At 69.8% G+C, this 21,387-nt stretch carries 19 protein-coding genes and 1 pseudogene; 3 read left to right on the forward strand and 17 right to left on the reverse strand.

Annotated features, from left to right (window positions below; all coding sequences use genetic code 11):
* A partial coding sequence (locus tag ABZY11_RS13440) for a glycerate kinase (RefSeq protein WP_356479256.1) occupies positions 1–949 on the forward strand: 949 nt, incomplete at its 5' end.
* An 86-nt stretch (positions 950–1,035) separates the two neighbouring features.
* Here the strand turns inward: ABZY11_RS13440 and ABZY11_RS13445 are convergent.
* The 3 genes from ABZY11_RS13445 to ABZY11_RS13455 all read right to left on the reverse strand — a co-directional run bounded on the left by ABZY11_RS13445 (position 1,036) and on the right by ABZY11_RS13455 (position 3,559).
* On the reverse strand, positions 1,036–1,536 hold the full coding sequence (locus ABZY11_RS13445; RefSeq protein ID WP_356479257.1) for an SRPBCC family protein: 501 nt from the start codon (positions 1,534–1,536) through the stop codon (positions 1,036–1,038).
* A gap of 128 nt (positions 1,537–1,664) precedes the next feature.
* On the reverse strand, positions 1,665–2,603 hold the full coding sequence (locus ABZY11_RS13450; protein WP_356479299.1) for an MASE1 domain-containing protein: 939 nt from the start codon (positions 2,601–2,603) through the stop codon (positions 1,665–1,667).
* A 113-nt stretch (positions 2,604–2,716) separates the two neighbouring features.
* A complete protein-coding gene (locus tag ABZY11_RS13455) occupies positions 2,717–3,559 on the reverse strand; it encodes a PP2C family protein-serine/threonine phosphatase (protein ID WP_356479258.1) in 843 nt (280 codons plus the stop codon).
* Between the two features lie 103 nt (positions 3,560–3,662).
* On the opposite strand from ABZY11_RS13455, the pseudogene ABZY11_RS13460 reads away from it, so the two are divergent.
* A pseudogene (locus tag ABZY11_RS13460) lies at positions 3,663–3,951 on the forward strand (MarR family transcriptional regulator); the annotation flags it as partial.
* A gap of 299 nt (positions 3,952–4,250) precedes the next feature.
* On the opposite strand, the gene ABZY11_RS13465 reads toward ABZY11_RS13460, so the two are convergent.
* From ABZY11_RS13465 to ABZY11_RS13515, 11 genes are all read right to left on the reverse strand, one after another.
* Entirely contained in the window at positions 4,251–4,649 is a 399-nt protein-coding gene (locus ABZY11_RS13465; RefSeq protein ID WP_356479259.1) for a DUF6221 family protein, read from the reverse strand.
* 519 nt (positions 4,650–5,168) lie between these two features.
* Positions 5,169–6,026, reverse strand: coding sequence for a CDP-diacylglycerol--serine O-phosphatidyltransferase (gene pssA, locus ABZY11_RS13470; protein ID WP_259929500.1), 858 nt, complete (start codon positions 6,024–6,026; stop codon positions 5,169–5,171).
* Positions 6,013–6,660, reverse strand: a complete 648-nt coding sequence (locus ABZY11_RS13475) for a phosphatidylserine decarboxylase (protein WP_356479260.1) — start codon at positions 6,658–6,660, stop codon at positions 6,013–6,015. The genes pssA and ABZY11_RS13475 overlap by 14 nt, the downstream gene beginning before the upstream one ends.
* Before the next feature lie 181 nt (positions 6,661–6,841).
* The gene (locus tag ABZY11_RS13480) at positions 6,842–8,047 is read right to left on the reverse strand and encodes an acyl-CoA dehydrogenase family protein (protein ID WP_356479261.1); all 1,206 of its coding nucleotides are present in this window, start codon (positions 8,045–8,047) and stop codon (positions 6,842–6,844) included.
* Positions 8,048–8,049: 2 nt separating this feature from the next.
* Complete coding sequence (locus tag ABZY11_RS13485) at positions 8,050–8,577, reverse strand: MaoC family dehydratase (protein ID WP_124721487.1); 528 nt, start codon at positions 8,575–8,577, stop codon at positions 8,050–8,052.
* Positions 8,578–8,579: 2 nt separating this feature from the next.
* Positions 8,580–9,542 carry a CoA ester lyase gene (locus ABZY11_RS13490; protein ID WP_266728439.1) on the reverse strand — a complete coding sequence of 321 codons (963 nt, stop codon included), beginning with the start codon at positions 9,540–9,542 and terminating at the stop codon, positions 8,580–8,582.
* Positions 9,539–11,551 (reverse strand): protein meaA, encoded by a 2,013-nt coding sequence (locus tag ABZY11_RS13495; protein ID WP_356479262.1) that lies wholly within the window; start codon positions 11,549–11,551, stop codon positions 9,539–9,541. The genes ABZY11_RS13490 and ABZY11_RS13495 overlap by 4 nt, the downstream gene beginning before the upstream one ends.
* A gap of 1 nt (position 11,552) precedes the next feature.
* Complete coding sequence (ccrA, locus tag ABZY11_RS13500; RefSeq protein ID WP_356479263.1) at positions 11,553–12,926, reverse strand: crotonyl-CoA carboxylase/reductase; 1,374 nt, start codon at positions 12,924–12,926, stop codon at positions 11,553–11,555.
* Positions 12,927–13,297: 371 nt separating this feature from the next.
* The gene (locus ABZY11_RS13505; protein WP_356479264.1) at positions 13,298–14,092 is read right to left on the reverse strand and encodes a GNAT family N-acetyltransferase; all 795 of its coding nucleotides are present in this window, start codon (positions 14,090–14,092) and stop codon (positions 13,298–13,300) included.
* 81 nt (positions 14,093–14,173) lie between these two features.
* The gene (locus ABZY11_RS13510; RefSeq protein ID WP_356479265.1) at positions 14,174–14,989 is read right to left on the reverse strand and encodes a TetR family transcriptional regulator; all 816 of its coding nucleotides are present in this window, start codon (positions 14,987–14,989) and stop codon (positions 14,174–14,176) included.
* A gap of 91 nt (positions 14,990–15,080) precedes the next feature.
* Positions 15,081–16,862 (reverse strand): 3-hydroxybutyryl-CoA dehydrogenase, encoded by a 1,782-nt coding sequence (locus tag ABZY11_RS13515; RefSeq protein WP_356479266.1) that lies wholly within the window; start codon positions 16,860–16,862, stop codon positions 15,081–15,083.
* Between the two features lie 362 nt (positions 16,863–17,224).
* Between ABZY11_RS13515 and ABZY11_RS13520 the strand changes: the two genes are divergently transcribed.
* Positions 17,225–17,806: an adenylosuccinate lyase gene (locus tag ABZY11_RS13520; RefSeq protein ID WP_356479267.1), complete on the forward strand. Its 582-nt coding sequence runs from the start codon at positions 17,225–17,227 to the stop codon at positions 17,804–17,806.
* A 13-nt stretch (positions 17,807–17,819) separates the two neighbouring features.
* On the opposite strand, the gene ABZY11_RS13525 is transcribed toward ABZY11_RS13520, so the two are convergent.
* The 3 genes from ABZY11_RS13525 to ABZY11_RS13535 all read right to left on the reverse strand — a co-directional run bounded on the left by ABZY11_RS13525 (position 17,820) and on the right by ABZY11_RS13535 (position 21,240).
* Positions 17,820–18,383, reverse strand: a complete 564-nt coding sequence (locus ABZY11_RS13525; RefSeq protein ID WP_356479268.1) for a GNAT family N-acetyltransferase — start codon at positions 18,381–18,383, stop codon at positions 17,820–17,822.
* A 58-nt stretch (positions 18,384–18,441) separates the two neighbouring features.
* Positions 18,442–20,046: an alpha/beta hydrolase gene (locus ABZY11_RS13530; protein WP_356479269.1), complete on the reverse strand. Its 1,605-nt coding sequence runs from the start codon at positions 20,044–20,046 to the stop codon at positions 18,442–18,444.
* 153 nt (positions 20,047–20,199) lie between these two features.
* A complete protein-coding gene (locus tag ABZY11_RS13535; protein ID WP_356479270.1) occupies positions 20,200–21,240 on the reverse strand; it encodes an Rv2578c family radical SAM protein in 1,041 nt (346 codons plus the stop codon).
* Between the last annotated feature and the right edge of the window lie 147 nt (positions 21,241–21,387).

Consider the following 21,387-nt stretch of genomic DNA (forward strand, 5'->3'; position numbering starts at 1 on the left):
GGCCGCCGGGTTCGAGCGCCGCGAGGCGAGGGTGACCGGACCTCTCGGCGACCCGGTGACCGCGGCGTACGCGCTGCGCGACACCACGGCGGTGGTGGAGATGGCCGAGGCGTCGGGCCTCCAGCACCTGCCCGCAGGGGTGTTCGCCCCGCTCACGGCCACGACGTACGGCTCCGGCGAGCTGCTCGCCGCCGCGCTCGACGCGGGTGCCCGGACGATCGTGTTCGGCGTCGGCGGCAGCGCGACGACGGACGGCGGCGCGGGCATGCTGGCCGCGCTCGGCGCCCGTTTCCTGGACGCGGACGGCAAACCCGTCGGCCCCGGTGGCGGCGGCCTCGCCGACCTGGCGGAGGCGGACCTCTCCGGACTCGATCCGCGACTGGCCGATGTGGACCTGATCCTCGCCAGCGACGTGGACAACCCGCTGACGGGCCCGAAGGGCGCCCCCGAGGTCTACGGCAGGCAGAAGGGCGCGACCGAGCAGGACATCGCGACCCTCGACGCGGCGCTCGCCCACTACGCGTCCGTCCTGGGCCCGGACCATGCCGCGCTGCCCGGTGCGGGGGCCGCCGGCGGTATCGGCTACGGGGCGTTGGTCGGCCTCGGCGCCCGGTTCCGCCCCGGCATCGAGGTCATGCTCGACGTACTCGGCTTCGCCCCGGCACTGGCCCGCGCCACCCTGGTGATCACCGGGGAGGGTTCGCTCGACGAGCAGACCCTCCACGGCAAGGCCCCGGCGGGAGTGGCGGCGGCGGCCCGCGCCGCGGGGATCGAGGTCGTGGCGGTCTGCGGCCGCCTGGCCCTGCCGCCGGAGGCCCTGACCGCGGCGGGCATCCGCCGCGCGTACGCCCTCGCGGACCTGGAACCGGACCCCGCGGTCTCCATGGCCCAGGCCGGACCGCTGCTGGAGCGGGCATCCGAGGCGATCGCGCGCGACTTCCTGCTGTAGCCGGACGGAAATCGGGCCTGTCCGGCGATTGCGGACAGTGCTGGTGTTGCGGCCGGGGGCGCGCCCCCGGCCCCGGGTCACTCCGGTCACCCGGGCGACCCCACGGATGGCGCCGTGTCCTGTCCGTCCCCCGTGTCGCCCGCCCCGTCCCCACCGCTCAGCAGATCGGCCAGACACCGGAGCTCCGAAGGCAGGTCCCGACGCCAGGCCATCGTCACGAGCGGCGCGAGAATGATCATTCCGCCGTCCAGATGGGGCTTCACGGAAACGGTGACCGTCGTGCCCTGCCGGCTCGGGCTCAGCCGGAACTCCAGCTCCGGGGAGTGCCGGCCCAGTGGCGTCCACATGCCCGCACCGCGGAAAGCCAGGTATTCGACGGGTGTGCTCGCGGTGCACCGGAGACGGTGCGCCCGTCGTCTGCCCGGAAACTTGCAGGTGTACTCGTCACCCAGCTCGGTGGCGATCGGGCCCTCTATCACCCGGTCGATACTCGAGGACCACTCGGCCAGGTTCCGCGGATCCCGGAGGAACGAAAATATCTCGTCGGCGGGGCGGGACACATGGACATTCGCAGACACATGGGGCATGGCTCCACCTCTTACGGCGCCCGTCCGCCCGAGTTCCGGCGTCCGGTTGCCTTCGTCGCGGTGCCGTCGCCCATCAGAATGCTGCGGATCGCCGGCCCCCGCACCCGTCGCGGGACCGATGGAGTGACTCAGGAGTCCGGCCGGGTCACCTTCTCGGAGAGTTGCACACAGAGCCGCTTGATCTCGTGATAGGTGCGGTTCCGTTCGGTGACGACCGCGGCCAGCAGCAGGGAGGTGAGCGCGGTGGAGCCGATGAAGGCCTGGAGGGTGATCATGTTGGTGAGCAGGCCGTGGTGGGCGAAGGGACCGGTCATCCGTCCGGCGGCGAGGATCGCGAGAGTGGACACGCCCAGTGCGCAGCACGCGGCGCCGGCCCGCTCGAAGCGGAAAGCGGCCCAGATCAGGAACGGTGACACGAGGAAGAGCAGCGAAGCACCGGCGATGTCGGTCGCCAGCACGGTGACGGCCCCGGTGCACACCCCCAGCGCGGCGGCCTCCGCCCATCTGGCCGGGCCGATGCCGTACGGCAGACGGGCTCTGCGGACAGCGAGCAGGAACGGTGTCACGACCATGACGCCCATGGCGTCGCCCGTCCACCAGACCGACCAGGTCGGCCAGAAGCCGTCGGCCCGGATCGCACCGGAGAGGAGCAGGGTGCCGGCGCCCACCGTCGCGCTGATCAGCATGCCCGCCAGCGCGCCCAGGAAGACCAGCGCCAGCGCGTCCCGCAGCCGGTCGAGTTCGTTGCGGAACTCCGCGCGCCGCAGCAGCAGGCAGGAACAGACCGGGGCGATCGTGTTTCCGGCGGCGATGGCCAGTACGGGCAGAACGGAAGGCCCGATGGTGATGTTGACGGCGAGGGCGCCGAGAGCGATTCCGGGCCAGATCCGCAACCCGAGGACCAGCAGTGCGGCGACCGCGATCCCGCTCGGCGGCCACAACGGGGTGACCTGTCCGCGCACCAGTTGCTGGAGCAGCCCCAGACGGGCCGTCGCGTAGTAGCAGACGGCCACCGCGAGGACCGTCAGGACCTTGACCGTCAGCTGCCGGAGCCGTGCTCTGTCCACCACTCCAGCATCAGACACCAAGCCGCCGCATGCCGCCGGGGTGGGCGCGCCGACTCCGCGCCGGTCAGGCGGCGAACGGGTACGTCCCGCCACCGGCCCGGCCCGCGAACGTGTCATGCCCCGTCCCGGCCGGTCGCTCCCGGCGGACCGTCGTAGCGGACGACGAGCACGGCGGCGTCGTCCTCGTGACCGGTCAGGTCCGCCACCTGGATCAGCCGCGCGGCCAGATCGCCGGGATCGGCTGCGTCGGCCGCGCCGACCAGCTCCGACACCGCGGCGAGCCCCTCGTCCATCGGATACGACGGCCCTTCCACGACCCCGTCGGTCAGCAGGACCAGGTACCCGGGCCGCAGCAGACGTCGGCGGCTCACGGGGTACCGCTGGCCGCGCAGGATGCCCAGGGGCACCCCGCCGTCGTCCTGGGAGATGCCGGAGTCGCCGTCGTCGGTGCCCCATACGATCGGTACGTGTCCGGCCCGTGCCACGGACAGCTCGCCGCTCTCCGGGGCGACGCTCAGCAGGCAGCAGGTCGTGAACAGGTCGCCGCCCAGCGAGATCAGCAGATCGTTGGCGCAGGCCAGCACCTTGCCGGGATCGACCGTGACGCTGGCGAGGGCCCTGAGGCTGGCTCGGGCCTCACCCATGAAAGCGGCGGCCTCCACCCCGTGCCCCTGCACATCGCCGATGGTGATCCCCGCGACCCCGTCCCGCATCGAGAACGCGTCGTAGAAGTCACCGCCGACAGCCAGGCCGTCCTGCGAGGGCGAGTACCGGGCCCCGATCCTGATGCCCGGAAAGTCGGGCAGTTCGGCGGGGAGCATGTGCTGCTGCAGGGCCAGGCCCATTTCCGCCCGGGCACGCTGGAGTCTGATGTTCTCCAATGCCTGATCGACAAGATGCCCCAGGGTGAGGAGGAGCTCCTGGGTGTTGTCCGATGCGCTGCGGTGTCGGTGCATGGCGTCCCTGAGCGGTGCGATGCGCCCCTTCTGAAACCTTAGCCCTCCTGCCGCCTCCGCAGGAGGCCCGTGGCCGGGGCACGGAGCTTGCGGCGCATGGACGGCCGCCGATGCCCTGCTGATGCGGCCGAACAACGTCAGCGCCCTGGTCTCCCAGCTCACCCGGCAGGGGCTGCTGGAGCGGCGTCAGGACACCGGCGACAAGCGGATCGCCCATCTGCACCTGCCCCCAGGGCCCGGCGTGAGCTGACCGAGGTCCAGCGTCTGGGGGCGCGCACATCGCCCATGCCCTCCAGTCCCTCACCGACGGCGAGATGGGCGCGCTCGGTTCGGCCGTCGGCGCGCTCACATCGCTCACGCGCCACCTGCGCCCCGCGCCCGCCGCCGAGTAGACCCCGTGTCCCCACCGAGGGGACACGACGACCACGCGCGGTATCCGTCTCCGCGGGCACCCATGGGCTTTCGCGTCCACCGCGGATCGACATGCCCACCCGGCTCGGGGCGGCGGTCGTGGAGGGCGGCGGCCAGGCGTTCATGAACGGTGTGCACACCGCCGTGCTCGTCACCGGCATCTCTCTGCCTGCTGGGAGCCGCCCTTGCCGCGGCCGGACTCCGGGGCACCTCCCGGGGCGCACTGCACTGAGTGACGCGGGCGGTGCCTGGGCGGGCGGGCACCGACCGCACCGGACCGCTACTGGATGAACCGGGGGAGCCATCTGGCCCGGTACTCGGGGTGGCCGGCGTGTTCCGCGGCCAGTTGCCGGACGGCGAATCCCAGCCCGACGGCCCGGCCGGACCGGAAGTCGTGATCGGGGCGGTCGGTGTCCAGGCCGGCGACCTCCGCGTACTCGTTGAGGAGCACTCTGCTCGTCTCGATGCGCCGCATCGTACGCGCGGGGTCCTGAAAGGCGATGTGCTGGTCGAAACCGAGGTTCCGCACGCTGAACGCGATGCCCCCGGACCGGTCATGGACTTCGCCGGGGACATCGGCCGGACACCGCCAGCTGTCGCCGCCCGCCGCCTGCGCGATGCGTTCTTCCTCGGCGAGGCGCGCTCGGACGAAGTCGATCATGTCGGAGTTGTCTGTCATCGGGTTCCGAGTCCTTCATCATCATGGCCCGGCTCCGAAGACCACGCCCACCACGGGCGCCGTCAGCCGATCGGATGCGCATCGACCCGGCTGGCCGGTCGGGCCCAAACATACTGTGCCCACGTCCCCGAACAGCTCTTGCGCGTCCGTGGAGGCGGCGATTCGGACCGTCGCGCCGCGGCCATCGGCCGGCAGCGCCCCGCACTCCCAGGTCGCGGACGACGTGGGCCGCCAACACCGTTGCATGATCAGTGAGTTGGCCAACCGGATCTCCGAGGGGGATCGGCGTACGACGGGTCCGCGGCCACCGACCGAGTGCCGGCCGTGGACGGGAGCCCGAGTCGGTCCACTTCGACACGGACACCGTGCGGGAGGGGCTCAGCCATGTCACGCGGAACACCCGCCGGGGCGAGGGGCTCGCCTGCAGCGGGTACGCCGAGGCCGCCGAGTCATGGGCGTACGCAGAAGGACCCGGGTGCTGGGGAGCACCCGGGTCCTTCGCATGTGGTGTGCCAGCCGCTACGGCAGCTGCGCCGTCCGTGCCTCGCGCCGGTTGTCGCGGAAGGTGTTCACCCGCCGCGCCGTCGCGAAGAGCGGGATGACCGCTCCCAGGACCACCTGCAGCGCACAGCCGGTCTGGAGGAGCAGCTGACCGCCGGGGGCGTCGAACGCCCACGCGGCGAGGAGCCCCATCGCGGCCACGATCCAGCTGAGCATCGCCACCGCGAGGACGCCCCGCGGCTTCGGGTACTCGACCCGGCTGACCATCAGCCATGCCACCCCGACGATCGCGAGCAGCGTCGGTACGAAGGGCAGCTCCAGGAGCACGATCGAGACGACCGTCAGCGCCCCGAAGGGGCTCGGCATGCCTTGGAACATGCCGTCCTTCATGGTCACGCAGGAGAATCTGGCGAGTCTGAGCACCACCGCCAGCAGCACCACGATCGCCGCCAGCGCCGACACCCGCTGGTGCGCGTCGTCCGCGACCATGCCGTACACGAGGACGAAGTACGCCGGGGCGAGCCCGAAGCTGATCAGGTCCGAGAGGTTGTCCAGCTCGGCACCCATCGGCGAGGAGCGCAACTTGCGGGCCACGAGTCCGTCGAAGAGGTCGAAGACCGCCGCCAGGAGCATGAGGATCACGGCGGTGGCCGCGGAGTGCCGGGCCATGCCGCTCTCGTCGCTGCCCGTGAGGTGCGGGATCAGGATTCCGGTGGTGGTGAAGTACACCGCCATGAAGCCGCACGTGGCGTTACCGAGAGTGAGGGTGTCCGCTATCGACAGCCGCAGAGAGAGCGGCATGTCCTCGCCGGCGTCCTCCTCGGACTCCGCCTCGGGTACCCAGCCTGCTTGTGTATCAGGATCAATCACGGTCAATTCGAGTCACCCCCGCGGTGGTGGCCTGGCCGACCTCGACCGCGACATCGACACCTTCCGGAAGGTAGATGTCGACCCGCGAGCCGAAGCGGATCAGGCCGATGCGCTCGCCCTGCTCCACCTTCGTGCCCTGCGGGATGTACGGGACGATGCGCCGGGCGACCGCACCCGCGATCTGCACCATCTCGATGTCGCCGAGCTCGGTGTCGAAGTGCCAGACAACGCGCTCGTTGTTCTCGCTCTCCTTGTTGAATGCCGGAACGAACCCGCCGGGGACGTGCTCGACCGAGGTCACCGTGCCGGCCAGTGGCGCGCGGTTGACGTGGACATTCAGCGGGCTCATGAAGATCGCGACACGGGTGCGTCCGTCCTTCCACGGCATGATGCTCTGCACCACACCGTCGGCGGGCGAAATGACCCGCCCCTGGGCGATCTCGCGCTCGGGGTCGCGGAAGAACCACAGCATGCCCGCCGCGAGCGCGGTGGTGGGCACGGCGACCGCGGCCCAGCGCCCGGACCTGCGGGCCCGGGCGAGGCTGAGTGCCGCGGTGGCGACGGTCGGGAGGAGCCACGGCGAAGCTCCGCGCGCAAGGCGGACCCCGCCGCGTGGTGCAGAGGTTTGGCTGTCGGGCATGGATGACCTTCGTAGCGGATGATGCCGCGCTGGCAACGGGGGACGGCGGCTTTTCCGGCGATGTTATCGGTTGCGAGCAACAACTGGGCAAGCCAGCAGCCGAGTCGGACGGCTGGAAGGCACCGCCCGAGGATGACAGGGTGTGATCTTCTTCGCGGCTAAATCACCTCGAAAGGGACAATCAACCCTGGAACCGGTACTCCTCGAGGAGTCGGCGCCCGATGATCATTTTCTGGATCTCGGCGGTACCTTCACCGATCAGCAGCATCGGGGCCTCCCGGTAGAGGCGCTCGATCTCGTACTCCTTGGAGAAGCCGTAACCGCCGTGGATGCGGAAGGCGTCCTCGACGACTTCCTTGCAGTACTCGGAGGCGAGGTACTTCGCCATCCCTGCCTCCAGGTCATTTCGTTCCCCGGAGTCCTTTTTGCGCGCTGCATTTACCATCATCGCATGGGCGGCTTCGACCTTGGTGGCCATTTCGGCCAGCTTGAACTGGATCGCCTGATGCTGGGCGATCGGCTTTCCGAAGGTCTGACGCTGTTGGGCGTAGGAAACTCCCAGCTCGAATGCACGCTGCGCGACGCCGCAGCCACGCGCCGCCACATTCACCCGGCCGACCTCGACTCCGTCCATCATTTGGTAAAACCCTCGACCGGTGGTGCCGCCCAACACCCGATTGGCCGGAATTCGTAGCCCATCCATGATGAGTTCGGTCGTGTCTACGCCCTTGTAACCCATTTTGTCGATTTTGCCGGGGATGGTGAGACCGGGCCGGACCTCGCCGAAACCGGGCTCCTTCTCCACCAGGAATGTGGTCATCGACTTGTGCGGGGCGGTCCCCTCGGGGTGGCCTTCGTCACTCCGGCACAGAACGGCGACGAGCGAGGACGTGCCACCGTTCGTCAGCCACATCTTCTGGCCGTTCAGGACGTACTCCTCGCCGTCCTTGACGCCCTTGGAGGTGATCGCCGAGACGTCCGAGCCCAGCGCCGGCTCGGACATCGAGAACGCGCCCCGGACCTCGCCCAGCGCCATGCGCGGCAGGAACGTGTCCTTCTGCTCCTGGGTGCCGTGCTGCTTGAGCATGTACGCCACGATGAAGTGCGTATTGATGATTCCCGACACGCTCATCCAGCCGCGGGCGATTTCCTCCACGCACAGCGCGTATGTGAGAAGCGACTCACCCAGGCCCCCGTACTCCTCGGGGATCATCAGCCCGAACAGGCCGAGTTCCTTGAGCCCCTCGACGATCTCGGTGGGGTACTCGTCACGGTGTTCCAGCTGGGTCGCGACCGGAATGATCTCCTTGTCGACGAAATCCCGGACCGTGGAGAGGATTTCCTGCTGGACGTCGTTGAGGCCGGCGGTCTGGGCGAGTCGCGTCATGGCTACTTCTCCACGTTCTTCTGCGAAGGCTGGTTCAGCTCGGGGCGGCCGGGCTGCTCGCCGCCGCGCTCCTTGATGTACGTCTCGGTGGGGACCATCACCTTGCGACGGAACACGCAGACGAGTGTCCCGTCCTGCTTGTAGCCCTTGGTCTCCACGTAGACGATTCCGCGGTCGCTCCTGGACTTTGACGGAGTTTTGTCGAGAACGGTCGTCTCGCCGTAGATCGTGTCGCCGTGGAAGGTCGGTGCGACATGCTTCAGCGACTCGACCTCCAGATTGGCGATCGCCTTTCCGGAGACGTCGGGAACGGACATGCCGAGCAAGAGTGAGTAGATGTAGTTGCCGACGACAACGTTCTTTCCGAAATCGGTCGTCCGCTCCGCGTAGTTGCTGTCCATGTGCAACGGGTGATGATTCATGGTCAGCAGGCAGAAGAGGTGGTCGTCGTACTCGGTGACCGTCTTTCCGGGCCAGTGCTTGTAGACCGCACCGACCTCGAACTCCTCGTATGTGCGTCCGAACTGCATGATCAGGCCTCCGGCGCTTCGAACTTGGAAGTGCGCTGCATACCGGCCGCGCGGCCCTTGCCCGCGATGACCAGGGCCATCTTCCGGCTCGCCTCGTCGATCATCTCGTCCCCGAGCATCGCCGAGCCCTTCTTGCCGCCCTCCTCGGAGGTGCACCACTCGTACGCGTCGAGGATCAGCTCGGCGTGGTCGTAGTCCTCCTGCGAGGGCGAGAACACCTCGTTGGCCGCGTCCACCTGGCCCGGGTGCAGCACCCACTTGCCGTCGAAGCCCAGCGCCGCCGCCCGGCCCGCGACCTCGCGGTACGCGTCCACGTCACGGATCTGCAGGAAGGGACCGTCGATCGCCTGGAGATCGTGTGTACGGGCCGCCATCAGAATGCGCATCAGGATGTAGTGGTACGCGTCCGCGCCGTACCCGGGCGGCTGCTGACCGACGACCAGGGTCTTCATGTTGATCGACGCCATGAAGTCGGCCGGGCCGAAGATCAGCGTCTCCAGACGCGGCGAGGCGGCGGCGATGTCGTCGATGTTCACCAGGCCCTTGGCGTTCTCGATCTGCGCCTCGATGCCGATCTTCCCGACCTCGAAGCCCATCGTCTTCTCGATCTGGGTCAGCAGCAGGTCGAGGGCGACGACCTGCTGGGCGTCCTGGACCTTGGGCAGCATGATGCAGTCGAGGTTCTGGCCGGCACCCTCGACGACCGTGATGACATCGCGGTACGTCCAGTGCGTGGTCCAGTCGTTGACCCGCACGACCCGGGTCTTGCCCGTCCAGTCACCGTTGTTCAGCGCGTCGACGATGGTGTGCCGGGCGCCCTCCTTGGCGAGCGGCGCACAGGCGTCCTCCAGGTCGAGGAAGACCTGGTCGGCCGGGAGGCCCTGGGCCTTCTCCAGGAACCGCGGGTTCGAGCCGGGCACTGCCAGACACGAACGGCGCGGACGCAGGCGGTTGACGGCAGTCATGCGGGGACCTCCAGAGGGTCGAGCTTGTTCGCTTTCCGGATCTCGTCGACGATACGGCCGATGATCTCCGTGATACCGAAATCCTTCGGGGTGAATACGGCGGCGACACCGGCCCCGATCAGGGCCGACGCGTCGGCGGGCGGAATGATCCCGCCCGCGATGACCGGGATGTCGGCGGCGCCCGCCGCGCGCAGCCGGGTGAGCACGTCCGGTACGAGCTCGGCGTGCGAGCCGGACAGGATCGACAGACCGACGCAGTGCACGTCCTCGGCGAGGGCGGCCGAGACGATCTGCTCGGGGGTCAGTCTGATCCCCTGGTAGACGACCTCGAAGCCGGCGTCACGGGCCCGTACGGCGATCTGCTCGGCGCCGTTGGAGTGCCCGTCCAGGCCCGGCTTGCCGACCAGCAGCCGCAGCCGTCCGGCGCCCAGGTCGGCCGCGGTGCGGGCGACCTTCTCGCGGACCAGGGCGAGCGGGGTGCCCGCCTCGGCGGTCACCGCGACCGGCGCGGACGAGACGCCCGTCGGCGCCCGGAACTCGCCGAAGACATCGCGCAGCGCCCAGGACCACTCGCCGGTGGTGACACCGGCGCGGGCGCACTCCACGGTCGCTTCCATCATGTTGTCGGTGCCCGCGGCGGCCTTCTTCAGCGCGGCCAGCGCCTCGGTGGCGCGGGCCTCGTCGCGGTTGTCGCGCCAGTCGTGGAGGGCGGCGACGACCCTGGCCTCATTGGCGGGGTCGACCGTCATGATCGCCCCGTCCAGGTCCGCGGTGAGCGGGTTCGGCTCCGTCGTCTCGTAGATGTTGACGCCGACGATCCGCTCCTCGCCGCCCTCGATCCGGGCCCGGCGGGCGGCGTGCGAGGAGACCAGTTCGGACTTCAGATAGCCGGACTCGACGGCCGCCATGGCACCGCCCATCCGCTCGATCCGGCCGATCTCGGCGAGCGACTCGGTGACCAGCTCGTCCACCTTGGCCTCGATGACATGCGACCCGGCGAAGATGTCCTCGTACTCCAGCAGATCGCTCTCGTGCGCGAGCACCTGCTGGATGCGGAGCGACCACTGCTGGTCCCAGGGCCGGGGGAGCCCCAGCGCCTCGTTCCAGGCCGGCAGCTGGACGGCGCGGGCGCGGGCGTCCTTGGAGAGTGTGACGGCCAGCATCTCCAGGACGATGCGCTGGACGTTGTTCTCCGGCTGCGCCTCGGTCAGCCCGAGCGAGTTGACCTGGACGCCGTAGCGGAAGCGGCGCTGCTTGGCGTCGGTGATGCCGTACCGCTCGCGGGTGACCTGGTCCCAGATGCGGCCGAAGGCGCGCATCTTGCACATCTCCTCGATGAAGCGGACGCCCGCGTTCACGAAGAAGGAGATCCGGGCGACGACATCGCCGAACTTCTCCTCCGGCACCTGTCCCGAGTCACGGACCGCGTCGAGCACGGCGATCGCCGTCGACATGGCGTACGCGATCTCCTGGACCGGGGTGGCCCCCGCCTCCTGGAGGTGGTAGCTGCAGATGTTGATCGGGTTCCACTTCGGGATGCGGTTGACCGTGTACGTGATCATGTCGGTGGTCAGCCGCAGCGAGGGACCGGGCGGGAAGACGTGCGTCCCGCGCGAGAGGTATTCCTTGACGATGTCGTTCTGCGTGGTGCCCTGGAGCTTGGTGGGATCGGCGCCCTGCTCCTCGGCGACCACCTGATAGAGCGCCAGCAGCCACATCGCGGTGGCGTTGATCGTCATCGAGGTGTTCATCTGCTCCAGGGGGATGTCCTGGAACAGCCGGCGCATGTCACCGAGGTGCGACACCGGCACGCCGACCCGGCCGACCTCGCCGCGGGCGAGGATGTGGTCGGGGTCGTACCCGGTCTGCGTCGGCAGGTCGAAGGCGACCGACAGGCCGGTCTGGCCCTTGGCGAGGTTGCGCCGGTAGAGCTCGTTGGACGCCTCGGCGGTCGAGTGACCGGCGTACGTCCGCATGAGCCACGGGCGGTCCTTCTGACGCCCGCTCATGTCAGACATTCCTGCTGTGCTCGTCGGTCCGTTCCGCTGACGCGTCACGGAACAGGTTGATGGCGTCGATGTGCCGCTCGCGCAGTTCCTCGTCGCGCACGCCCAGCCCCTCGCGCGGCGCCAGTGCCAGCACGCCGACCTTGCCCTGGTGGAGGTTTCGGTGGACGTCGTACGCGGCCTGGCCGGTCTCATCCAGGGAGTAGACCTTCGACAGCGTGGGATGGATCCTGCCCTTGGCGACCAGCCGGTTGGCCTCCCACGCCTCGCGGTAGTTGGCGAAGTGCGAGCCCACGATCTTCTTGAGCGACATCCACAGGTAGCGGTTGTCGTACTCGTGGTTGTAGCCGGACGTGGAGGCGCAGGTGACGATCGTGCCGCCCTTGCGGGTCACGTACACCGAGGCGCCGAAGGTCTCGCGGCCCGGGTGCTCGAAGACGATGTCCACGTCCTCGCCGCCGGTGAGTTCACGGATGCGCTTGCCGAACCGCTTCCACTCGCGCGGGTCCTGGTTGTGCTCGTCCTTCCAGAACTTGTAGCCCTCGGCGGTGCGGTCGATGATCGCCTCGGCGCCCATCTTCCGGCAGATGTCGGCCTTCTGCTCGCTGGAGACGACACAGATCGGGTTGGCGCCGCCGGCCAGGGCGAACTGCGTGGCGTACGAGCCGAGTCCGCCGCTGGCGCCCCAGATCAGCACGTTGTCGCCCTGCTTCATGCCCGCGCCGTTGCGCGAGACGAGCTGGCGGTACGCGGTGGAGTTGACCAGGCCCGGAGCCGCGGCCTCCTCCCAGCTGAGGTGCTGCGGCTTCGGCATCAGCTGGTTGGACTTGACGAGCGCGATCTCCGCCAGCCCGCCGAAGTTGGTCTCGAAGCCCCAGATGCGCTGCTCCGGGTCGAGCATCGTGTCGTTGTGGCCGTCCGAGGACTCCAGTTCGACCGAGAGGCAGTGTGCGACGACCTCGTCGCCGGGGTGCCAGGCGTTGACACCGGGACCGGTGCGCAGGACGACGCCCGCCAGGTCGGAACCGATGACGTGGTACGGCAGGTCGTGGCGCTTGGTGAGCTCGCTGAGCTTTCCGTAGCGCTCCAGGAAGCCGAAGGTGGCCATCGGCTCGAAGATCGAGGTCCAGACGGAGTTGTAGTTCACCGAGCTCGCCATGACGGCGACCAGGGCCTCGCCGGGCCCGAGTTCGGGCACCGGGACCTCGTCGAGGTGCAGCGACTTACGGGGGTCCTTGTCGCGAGTGGCGAGCCCGTCGAACATCGCGGTCTCGTCCTTGTGCACGGTCACCGCGCGGTACGACTCGGGGATGGACAGGGCCGCGAAGTCTGCGGCTGTGCTGTCCGGCGATTGGATCGCGTCCAGGATTTCCTTCACGGTGTGCCTCCGGCGGATGGGGGCGCTGAGGGAACGCTTGCGAGTCCCTGCGAGCAAGAGAGGGAGCGGTGTGGTGTGGAGGTGCTGCCGTCGGTTCGGCTGTCAAAGCTTCGGCTTGCTCTGTGGAGCAGAAGGGTTTGCCTGTGACGCAGGCGTCCGGGCGCGCAGGCAACTCGCTTGCGGGGACAGCCGGCGTACGTGAGATCTCAGCACGCCGGCCGCCCGGACAACTTCAACGTATGGCACTCCGTGACACCTGGCAAGGCACTCGGTGCCAACAATTTCTCTCAGTTGTCACCCGCCGGGCACGTATGAGCAGCGTGGGGGGTGTTTCGCGGAGTTATGCCCGGTAAAAGACCGTGAATGATCGATCAGTGCGACCGGTACACGTAGGGGGTCGTGGTGCTCAGGGCCAGGAACCCGAGTCGACGGAGGATCGGGCTGCTCATGTCGGAGGCATCGACCTGAAGGTAGCCGTAGCCGCGCTCCGCCGCGATCCGGGCGCGGAAGGCCACCAGCGCCCGGTAGATGCCCTTCCCGCGCCATGCCTCGACCGTGCCGCCGCCCCAGAGCCCCGCGAAGCCCGTGCCCGGGTACAGCTCCATCCGGGCCGAGCTCACCGGCTCGTCGCCCACCATGGCGAGGACGCCGACGAAGCCGTCCGGGTCCTCGGCCAGCCGGGCCAGCACCTGATGCCGCAGCCGCGACCAGTCCGAACCGAACGCCCGCTCATGGGCGCGGACCATCAGCTCCACGTCGTCCGGGTCGCTCACGGTGCGCAGCCGCACACCGTCGGGGAGCTCCACCGCCGTCGAGAGCTCCGCGACCGGGGCGACCAGCAGGGTCTCCGGCTCCTCCGCCTCGAAACCGGCCGCCAGGAGCCGGTGGGCCAGATCGGCCGGCCGGTCGTGCGCGTACAGCTTCCACTCGAATTCGCCGTGCCCGAGCGCGGTGTAGTGCGCCACCTGTGCCGCGATCACCGCGTCCGCCCGTGCGGGATCCAGGTCCGGGGCCGACCAGACGACGCCGTTCCAGTCGTCGGCCGCGCCGACCTGCCGTACGACGTCGCCGGTGCGCTCGACCCGGACGCCGGGGCCGTCGGGGCGGGCGTGCTCGCGCATCTCGCGGTCGAAAAGGGTCAGAAGCGCATTGTGATCACGAGTCATCCGCCCACCACAACACCGGGTGCGCGGGTGCGGCAACCAGGTTTCGGTGGTGGGGGCGTGCCGGGCCGGCTCGCCCCCCGGTCACCGGTCCTGGAGCGCCTGCTGGATCGTGCGCATCACTTCGTCGAGCGGTGCGTCGGTCCGGGCCACGGCGACCAGCACCTCGCCCTGGGAGGTCACCGAGGCGGCCGGCTGCTTCGCGGGCTCGGCGCCGACGGTCCGCCCGGCCCCGATGCCGGTCCCGAAGGTGTCGCGGACGATCGCGAAGGCATGGTCGAGCTGCGCCTCCACGTCGCCCTCGCCGCCCGCCCGCAGCCAGCGGCGCAGCACATGGTTGTGCGCGGTGACCACGGCGGACGCCGCGACCTCCGCCAGCAGTGGGTCGTCGTTGCCGACATGGTGGTCGCGCTCGTCGAAATGGCCCAGCAGATAGCGGGTGAACAGCCGCTCGTAGCGGGCCACCGACGCGATCTCCGCCTCGCGCAGGGTGGGGACCTCGCGGGTCAGCTTGTAACGGGCCACGGAGACCGCGGGCTTCGCCGCGTACATCTTCATGACTTCCTTGATGCCGCGGCAGACGGTGTCGAGGGGGTGCTCGTGCGCCGGCGCGGCATTGAGGACGGCCTCGGCCCTGACGAGGGTGTCGTCGTGGTCCGGGAAGATCGCCTCTTCCTTGGAGCGGAAGTGCCGGAAGAAGGTCCGCCGGGCGACTCCGGCGGCGCCCGCGATCTCGTCGACCGTCGTCGCCTCGTACCCCTTGGTGGCGAAGAGTTCCATCGCCGCGGCGGCCAGTTCACGGCGCATTTTGAGCCGTTGGGCGGCGGCGCGCGTGCCTGCGGCACTTTCCTGGGTGTCGGGCGCGGCGGAGACACGGGGGGACCTGGCGGGCTGGGACATGGTGTGAACGTACTGCATCGGGTCGGGGGAGTGCGCCCGTGGGGGCGGGCCGCCCGACGGATCGAGCAGCCCGCCCCACCCGGCAGCTTTCTCAGCGCCGGGCATGTTCGCGGAAGCCGCGCCCCGTCTTGCGGCCGAGGCAGCCGGCGGCCACCAGGTGTTCGAGCAGCGGGGCCGGAGCCAGGCCCGGGTCACGGAACTCGCTGTGCAGCACCTTCTCGATGGCCAGCGAGACATCGAGACCGACGACGTCGAGCAGTTCGAACGGGCCCATCGGGTAGCCGCCGCCCAGCTTCATCGCGGCGTCGATGTCGTCGAGGGTCGCGTAGTGCTCCCCGACCATCTTGATCGCGTTGTTGAGGTACGGGAACAGCAGCGCGTTCACGATGAAACCGGCCCGGTCCCCGCAGTCCACCGGGTGCTTGCGGACCTTGCCGCACACCTCGCGGACGGTGGCGTGGACCTCGTCGGCGGTGAGCACCGTACGGACCACCTCGACCAGCTTCATCGCCGGCGCCGGGTTGAAGAAGTGCATCCCGATCACGTCCTGCGGACGCGAAGTGGCCCGCGCGATCGCCACGACCGGCAGCGAGGAGGTGGTGGTGGCGAGGACGGCACCCGGCTTGCAGACCTTGTCCAGGATCCCGAACAGCTGCTGCTTGACCGCCAGATCCTCGGCGACGGCCTCCACCGCGAGATCGACATCGGCGAAGGCGTCCAGCGAACCGGCCGCGGTGATCCGGGCCAGGGCCCCGTCCCGTGCCTCGGCCGTCAGCCGCCCCTTGGCGACGGAACGCTCCAGCGACTTGGCGATCCGGGCCTTCGCCGTGTCCGCCTTCTCCTGGCCGCGGGCGGCGAGCACTACGTCGTACCCGGCCTTCGCGAAGACTTCGGCGATCCCCGAGGCCATCGTCCCGGAACCCGCGACACCCACCGAACGCACCGTGCGTCCTGCCCCCGCCGACCCGTTGTCCCGCGGGGTCAGCGCGTCCGCCACCACGGTCTGACCGCCGGGACCCTCGTACGTGTAGAAGCCGCGGCCCGACTTGCGGCCGGTCAGCCCCGCTTCGCTCAGCTGCCGGAGAACGGGCGCCGGGGCGTGCAGCCGGTCGTGCGACTCGGAGTACATCGCCTCCAGGACGGTACGGGCGGTGTCGATCCCGATCAGGTCGAGCAGGGCGAGCGGGCCCATCGGCAGACCGCAGCCGAGCTTCATCGCCGCGTCGATGTCCTCCCGGGAGGCGTAGTTGGCCTCGTACATCGCGGCGGCCTGGTTGAGGTACCCGAACAGCAGCCCGTCGGCGACGAAGCCCGGCCGGTCACCGACCGCGACCGGTTCCTTCCCCAGGCTGCGGGCGAGCTCGGTGACCGCCTCGACGGCCGGCGGCGCGGTCAGCACCGAGGAGACCACCTCGACCAGCTTCATGGCCGGCGCCGGGTTGAAGAAGTGCAGGCCGAGCACACGCTCGGGGCGCAGCGATTCGGCGGCCAGCCGGGTCACCGACAGGGCGTTGGTGCCGGTCGCCAGGATCGTGGTGGGGGAGACGATCGCGTCGAGCTCCCGGAAGACCTGCTGCTTGATCTCGTACGACTCGGGCACGACCTCGATGACCAGCTCCGCCTCCGCGGCGGCCTGGAGGTCGGCGAAGGTACGGAACCGGGCGAGGACGTCGCTCCGCTCCTGTTCGGTGATCCGCTCGCGCCGCACGGCGCGGGCGGTCGCGGTCTCCAGGGCGGCGACGGCCCGGCGGGCGGCCTCGTCGCTGATGTCGATGCCGATGACCTCGTGGCCGGCGCGGGCCAGGACCTCGGCGATGCCGGTGCCCATGGTTCCGAGGCCGACGACGGCAATGGTGCTGAGCGGGGTGTCCATCACGGGACTCCAGAGAATGAGTGACGACTGTGAGGAGGCACGGCGCGCAGTGATGAGGGAGAACCGGCGCGACACGTGCGGGAATTGCGTGTCGTGGTACTCGGGGCCGGCGCGCGATGAGCACGCCCGGACCCGGAAAGGGGCGACGGACTCTGTCCCGGAGTCACGTCTCGCAAAGCTGCCGAACCGACAAGCACTCCGGGTGGCTGCGTCACCAGGCCACCGGAGCAAGCGGGGATCGTGTCCCGCTCACATGAGATTAACTGCCCGGTAACGAGCGCGCCAGCCCCGGGTCGATGTGCGCCATGCCACACTTCCCCCGCCCCTCGATACGCAGAGTCCCCGCCGATACGCTGACGGTCATGGACGAGGAGTTCCGGTCGCTGGCGGACCGGCTTGCTGATGAAGCGGATGCGGCGGGGGAGTCGGCGGCGTACCGCGGACTGCTCGCCGCCGAGGACGAGGAGGAGCTGGCCCGCGTCCTGGTGGAACGCGAACGCCCGCTCTGGGCCCGTGAGATCGCCGCCTTCCGGCTCGGCTGCGGCGGCGACCGGCGGGCCTTCGAGGCGCTGGTCCTGCTGCTCAACCACCGCGACCCGGAGCGCTGCGTCTCGGCCGCCCACGCCCTGGTGTGCCTGGGCGACCCCCGTACGCCCCGGGCCGCCGCGGCCCTGGCGACCAACACCCTGCGCACCGCGTACGCCCTGCACCCGGTGCGGCTGCTCACCGCGCTGCGGGCCCCGGAGTCGGTACCGGCCCTGATGAGCACCCTGGAGCGGCTGCTCGCCCCCGACGATCCGCACTGGCGGGTGGCGCTCGCCTGCGTGGAGGGGCTCGGACAGCTGGGGGACGAGCAGGCCCGCCCGCTCCTGGAGGCGGCACTGCCGCACCCGAGACTGGGCGGCGCGGCCCGGGACGCGCTCGGCCGGCTGGGCGCGCCCTGAGGAGGCGCCGGGCTCAGGAAGCGGCGGGGCTGCCGAGAGCGCGTACGTAGCGCACCTCGGGCACGAGTACGCCGTCCGCCTCGAAGGACTCCTCGGCGCCGTCGGGGCGGAAGCCCGCGCGCTCGTAGAAGCGGCGGGCCGGGGTGTTCTCCTTCAGTACCCACAGCGCCAGGTCCGGGAAGCCCTCGGCGGCGGTGCGGGTGAGTATCTCCGCCATCAGGGCGCGGCCCGACCCGGTCCCGATCTGCTCGGGCGCCACATAGAGCGCGTACAGCTCGCCCCGCGCGAGCCGCCTGCCGTTCTCGCGGTACGGGCCGTAGCAGGCCCAGCCGATCACCCCGTGGCCCGGCCGTTCGGCCACCATGTTCACGATCGTGCTGCCCCCGGTGAAGGACGAGCGGCGCCGCTCCGCGTCCTCGGCGAGGTCCATGTCGTCCAGATACGACTGCGGCACCAGTCCCGCGTACGCGGCCTGCCAGCCGCGCACCCGGACCCGCGCGACGGCCTCGCAGTCCTCGACGGTCATGTCCCGCACCAGTACGTCGGCGGGCGGGACGGGTGTGGTCCGTGTCGTCATACGGGCCATCCTGGCGCATCCGTCAGGGTGGCCCGTACGCGATCCGGACCGCGGGCCGTCAGCCGCGGAAGCCGAGCAGCCCGTGCAGGGTGCTGCCCCTGCTGCCGGAATCCGTCCGCCGCACCGACTTCGACGCCGCCTCACCGGTCAGCGGCTGCGGGTCGGGGGACTTGGCGCACACCGCGTCCACGTCGGCCCGGCTGCCGCCGCCGCGCGGGACGGTGCCCTTGGCGAGATAGTCCGCCAGATAGGTGTCCAGGCAGTCGTTGCCGCTCAGCGTGACGCCGTGATTGCCGCCGCCCTGCTCGACGACCAGGCTGGAGCCGCGCAGCCTGCGGTGCAGGGTGACCCCGCCCTCGTACGGTGTGGCCGCGTCATCGGTGGCCTGGAAGAGCAGCACCGGCGGAATTGCGCTGTTGGAGACGCGCACCGGATTCAGCGGCTCCACCGGCCAGTCGGCACACGGAGCGTTGTACCAGCTGTTGTTCCAGGTGAAGAAGGGCGCCTTGGCGTACACCCGCCGGCTGTCGCCGCGCCAGGTGATCCACTGCCGGGGCCACTGGGCGTCGCGGCACTGCACGGCCGCGTAGACCGAGTACCCGTTGTCGCCCTCGGCGTCGACCGCGCCGAACCTCTGGTGTGCCTTCACGAGCGCGTCCTGGTCGCCGTCGTTGGCGTACGCGGCGAACGCCTCGGCCAGATACGGCCAGTACCCGTTGTAGTAGGCACCCGGCAGGTAGGTGTCCTCCAGCTCGCTCGGGCCGACCTTCCCGCCCGCGGGGTGCGCTTTGACCGCCGCACGCATCGCGTACCAGGTGCTCTCGACCTTCGCCGGGTCGGTGCCGAGCCGGTACGTGGAGTCGTGCTTCGCCACCCAGGCGGCGAACGCCTTGTGGCGGGCGTCGAAGGCGTAGTCCTGGCTGATGTTGTCGTCGTACCAGACGCCGTCCGGGTCGACGTTCGAGTCGAGGGCGAGGCGTCGCACCCGCTCCGGGAAGAGCTTGGCGTACACCGCGCCGAGGTAGGTGCCGTAGGAGTACCCGAAGTAGTTGAGCTGCCGGGAGCCGGTGGCCCGCCGGATCACATCGAGGTCCTTCGCGGCGCTGACCGTGTCCATGTGGGGCAGCAGATCCGGGTACATGCGCCCGCACGCCTCGGCGAACGAACGGGCCCGGTTCCGGTTGGCCAGCTCGGCGCCGGGCAGGTCCGGCACCGAGTCGGGGCGCAGCGGATCGAAGTACTTCGGTACGCAGTTCAGTGCCGGCCTGCTCTTCCCCACACCGCGCGGATCGAAGCCGATCACGTCGTACTGGGCGGCGACCGCCTTCGGCAGTGAGGACGCCACGAATCCGGCCATCGACAGGCCGCTGCCCCCCGGGCCGCCCGGATTGACGAGCAACGGACCCTGGAACGTCTTCGCGGTGTGCGGGATACGGGACAGGGCGAGAGTGATCCGTCGGCCCGACGGATCGTCATGATCGAGCGGTGTACTGACCGATGAGCACTGCAGCCGCGGATACGACTTGGTGCCGCAGTCGGTCCATTCGAGCTGCGCGGCGGCGGGCCGCGCACCGTTGTCGGCGGTCGCCGGGGACGGTGCGGCGGTCACCAGACCGGCGACCGTCGCACCGACGGCGATCAGAATTCCCGAACGTTTCGTCATATGGCCTCCCGTGGTGGGGGAAACACGGCTGCGCGTGGCGCAGCCCCCGCCGCATGCTCCCCGCATTCACGCCAGGAAGGACCTGTTGCGTCAAGAGTTGACCCGTTTGCCCTTGTCGGTTCCGCCTGGGGCGTCCGCGAAGGTCCGGGCAGATCAGAGCAGGGTCAGCTGGGTGGGCCCGGGGGTGTCGAGCGGTGACCACTGCTCCTTCCGAGCGGGGAGCCGGCGGGCCGCGCCGCGGTGCGAGGGCCCGATGCCGAATTCGGTCGCCAGCTCGTGGACGTACCGGGTGATGCGGCGCTGGTACCACTTGGGCGCGTAGGCCCCTTCCGCGTACAGCCGCTCGTACCGCCGCACCAGATGGGGGTGGTGGTTCCCGAGCCACTGCATGTACCACTCCCGGGCGCCGGGCCGCAGATGGAGGACGAGTGGGGTCACCGAGGTCGCCCCGGCGGCGGCGATCGCGCGGACCGTGGCGCGCAGCTGGTCCGGATGGTCGCCGAGGAACGGGATGACGGGGGCCATCAGTACGCCGCAGTCGATGCCGTTCTCGCTCAGGGTGCGGACGGCGTCGAGGCGGCGCCCGGGGGAGGGGGTGCCGGGCTCGACGGTGCGCCACAGCGCGTCGTCGACGAAGCCGACCGAGACGGAGATGCCGACGTCGGTGACCTCGGCCGCCTGGCGCAGCAGTTCCAGATCGCGCAGGATCAGCGTTCCCTTGGTCAGGATCGAGAACGGGTTCGCGTGATCGCGCAGGGCCGAGATGATGCCGGGCATCAGCCGGTACCGGCCCTCGGCCCGCTGGTAGCAGTCCACATTGGTGCCCATCGCGATGTGCGCGCCGTGCCATCGGCTGGAGGCGAGGTGAGCGCGCAGCAGCTCCGGGGCGTTGATCTTGACGACGATCTGGGAGTCGAAGCCGAGGCCGGTGTCGAGGTCCAGATAGCTGTGGGTCTTGCGGGCGAAGCAGTAGACACAGGCGTGCGAGCAGCCTCTGTACGGATTGACGGTCCATTCGAACGGCATCCGCGACGCGCCCGGCACCCGGTTCACGATCGAGCGGGCCCGGATCTCATGGAAGGTGATCCCCCGGAATTCGGGGGTGTCAAAGGTGCGCGTGGTCACCGCGTCCGCGGTGAAGAGCGCGCTGTTCCCGGTCGTGGCGGGGTTCTCGACCAGATTCTCCCAGCGCATGGACGCCTCCTCGGTAGCACTGGACAGAGAATAGAACACTTGTTCCCTTGATCGTTTTCTCCCCTTCGTCCCGGGCCGGATTTTGAGCGGCGTGCCTGAGGTGGTTGGCTCAGCACACCCCCGAACAACCGAGTGCTGGAGGAACAG

This window comes from Streptomyces sp. NPDC006510 (genome assembly GCF_040611955.1).
In the GTDB taxonomy this organism is placed as follows: Bacteria; Actinomycetota; Actinomycetes; order Streptomycetales; family Streptomycetaceae; genus Streptomyces.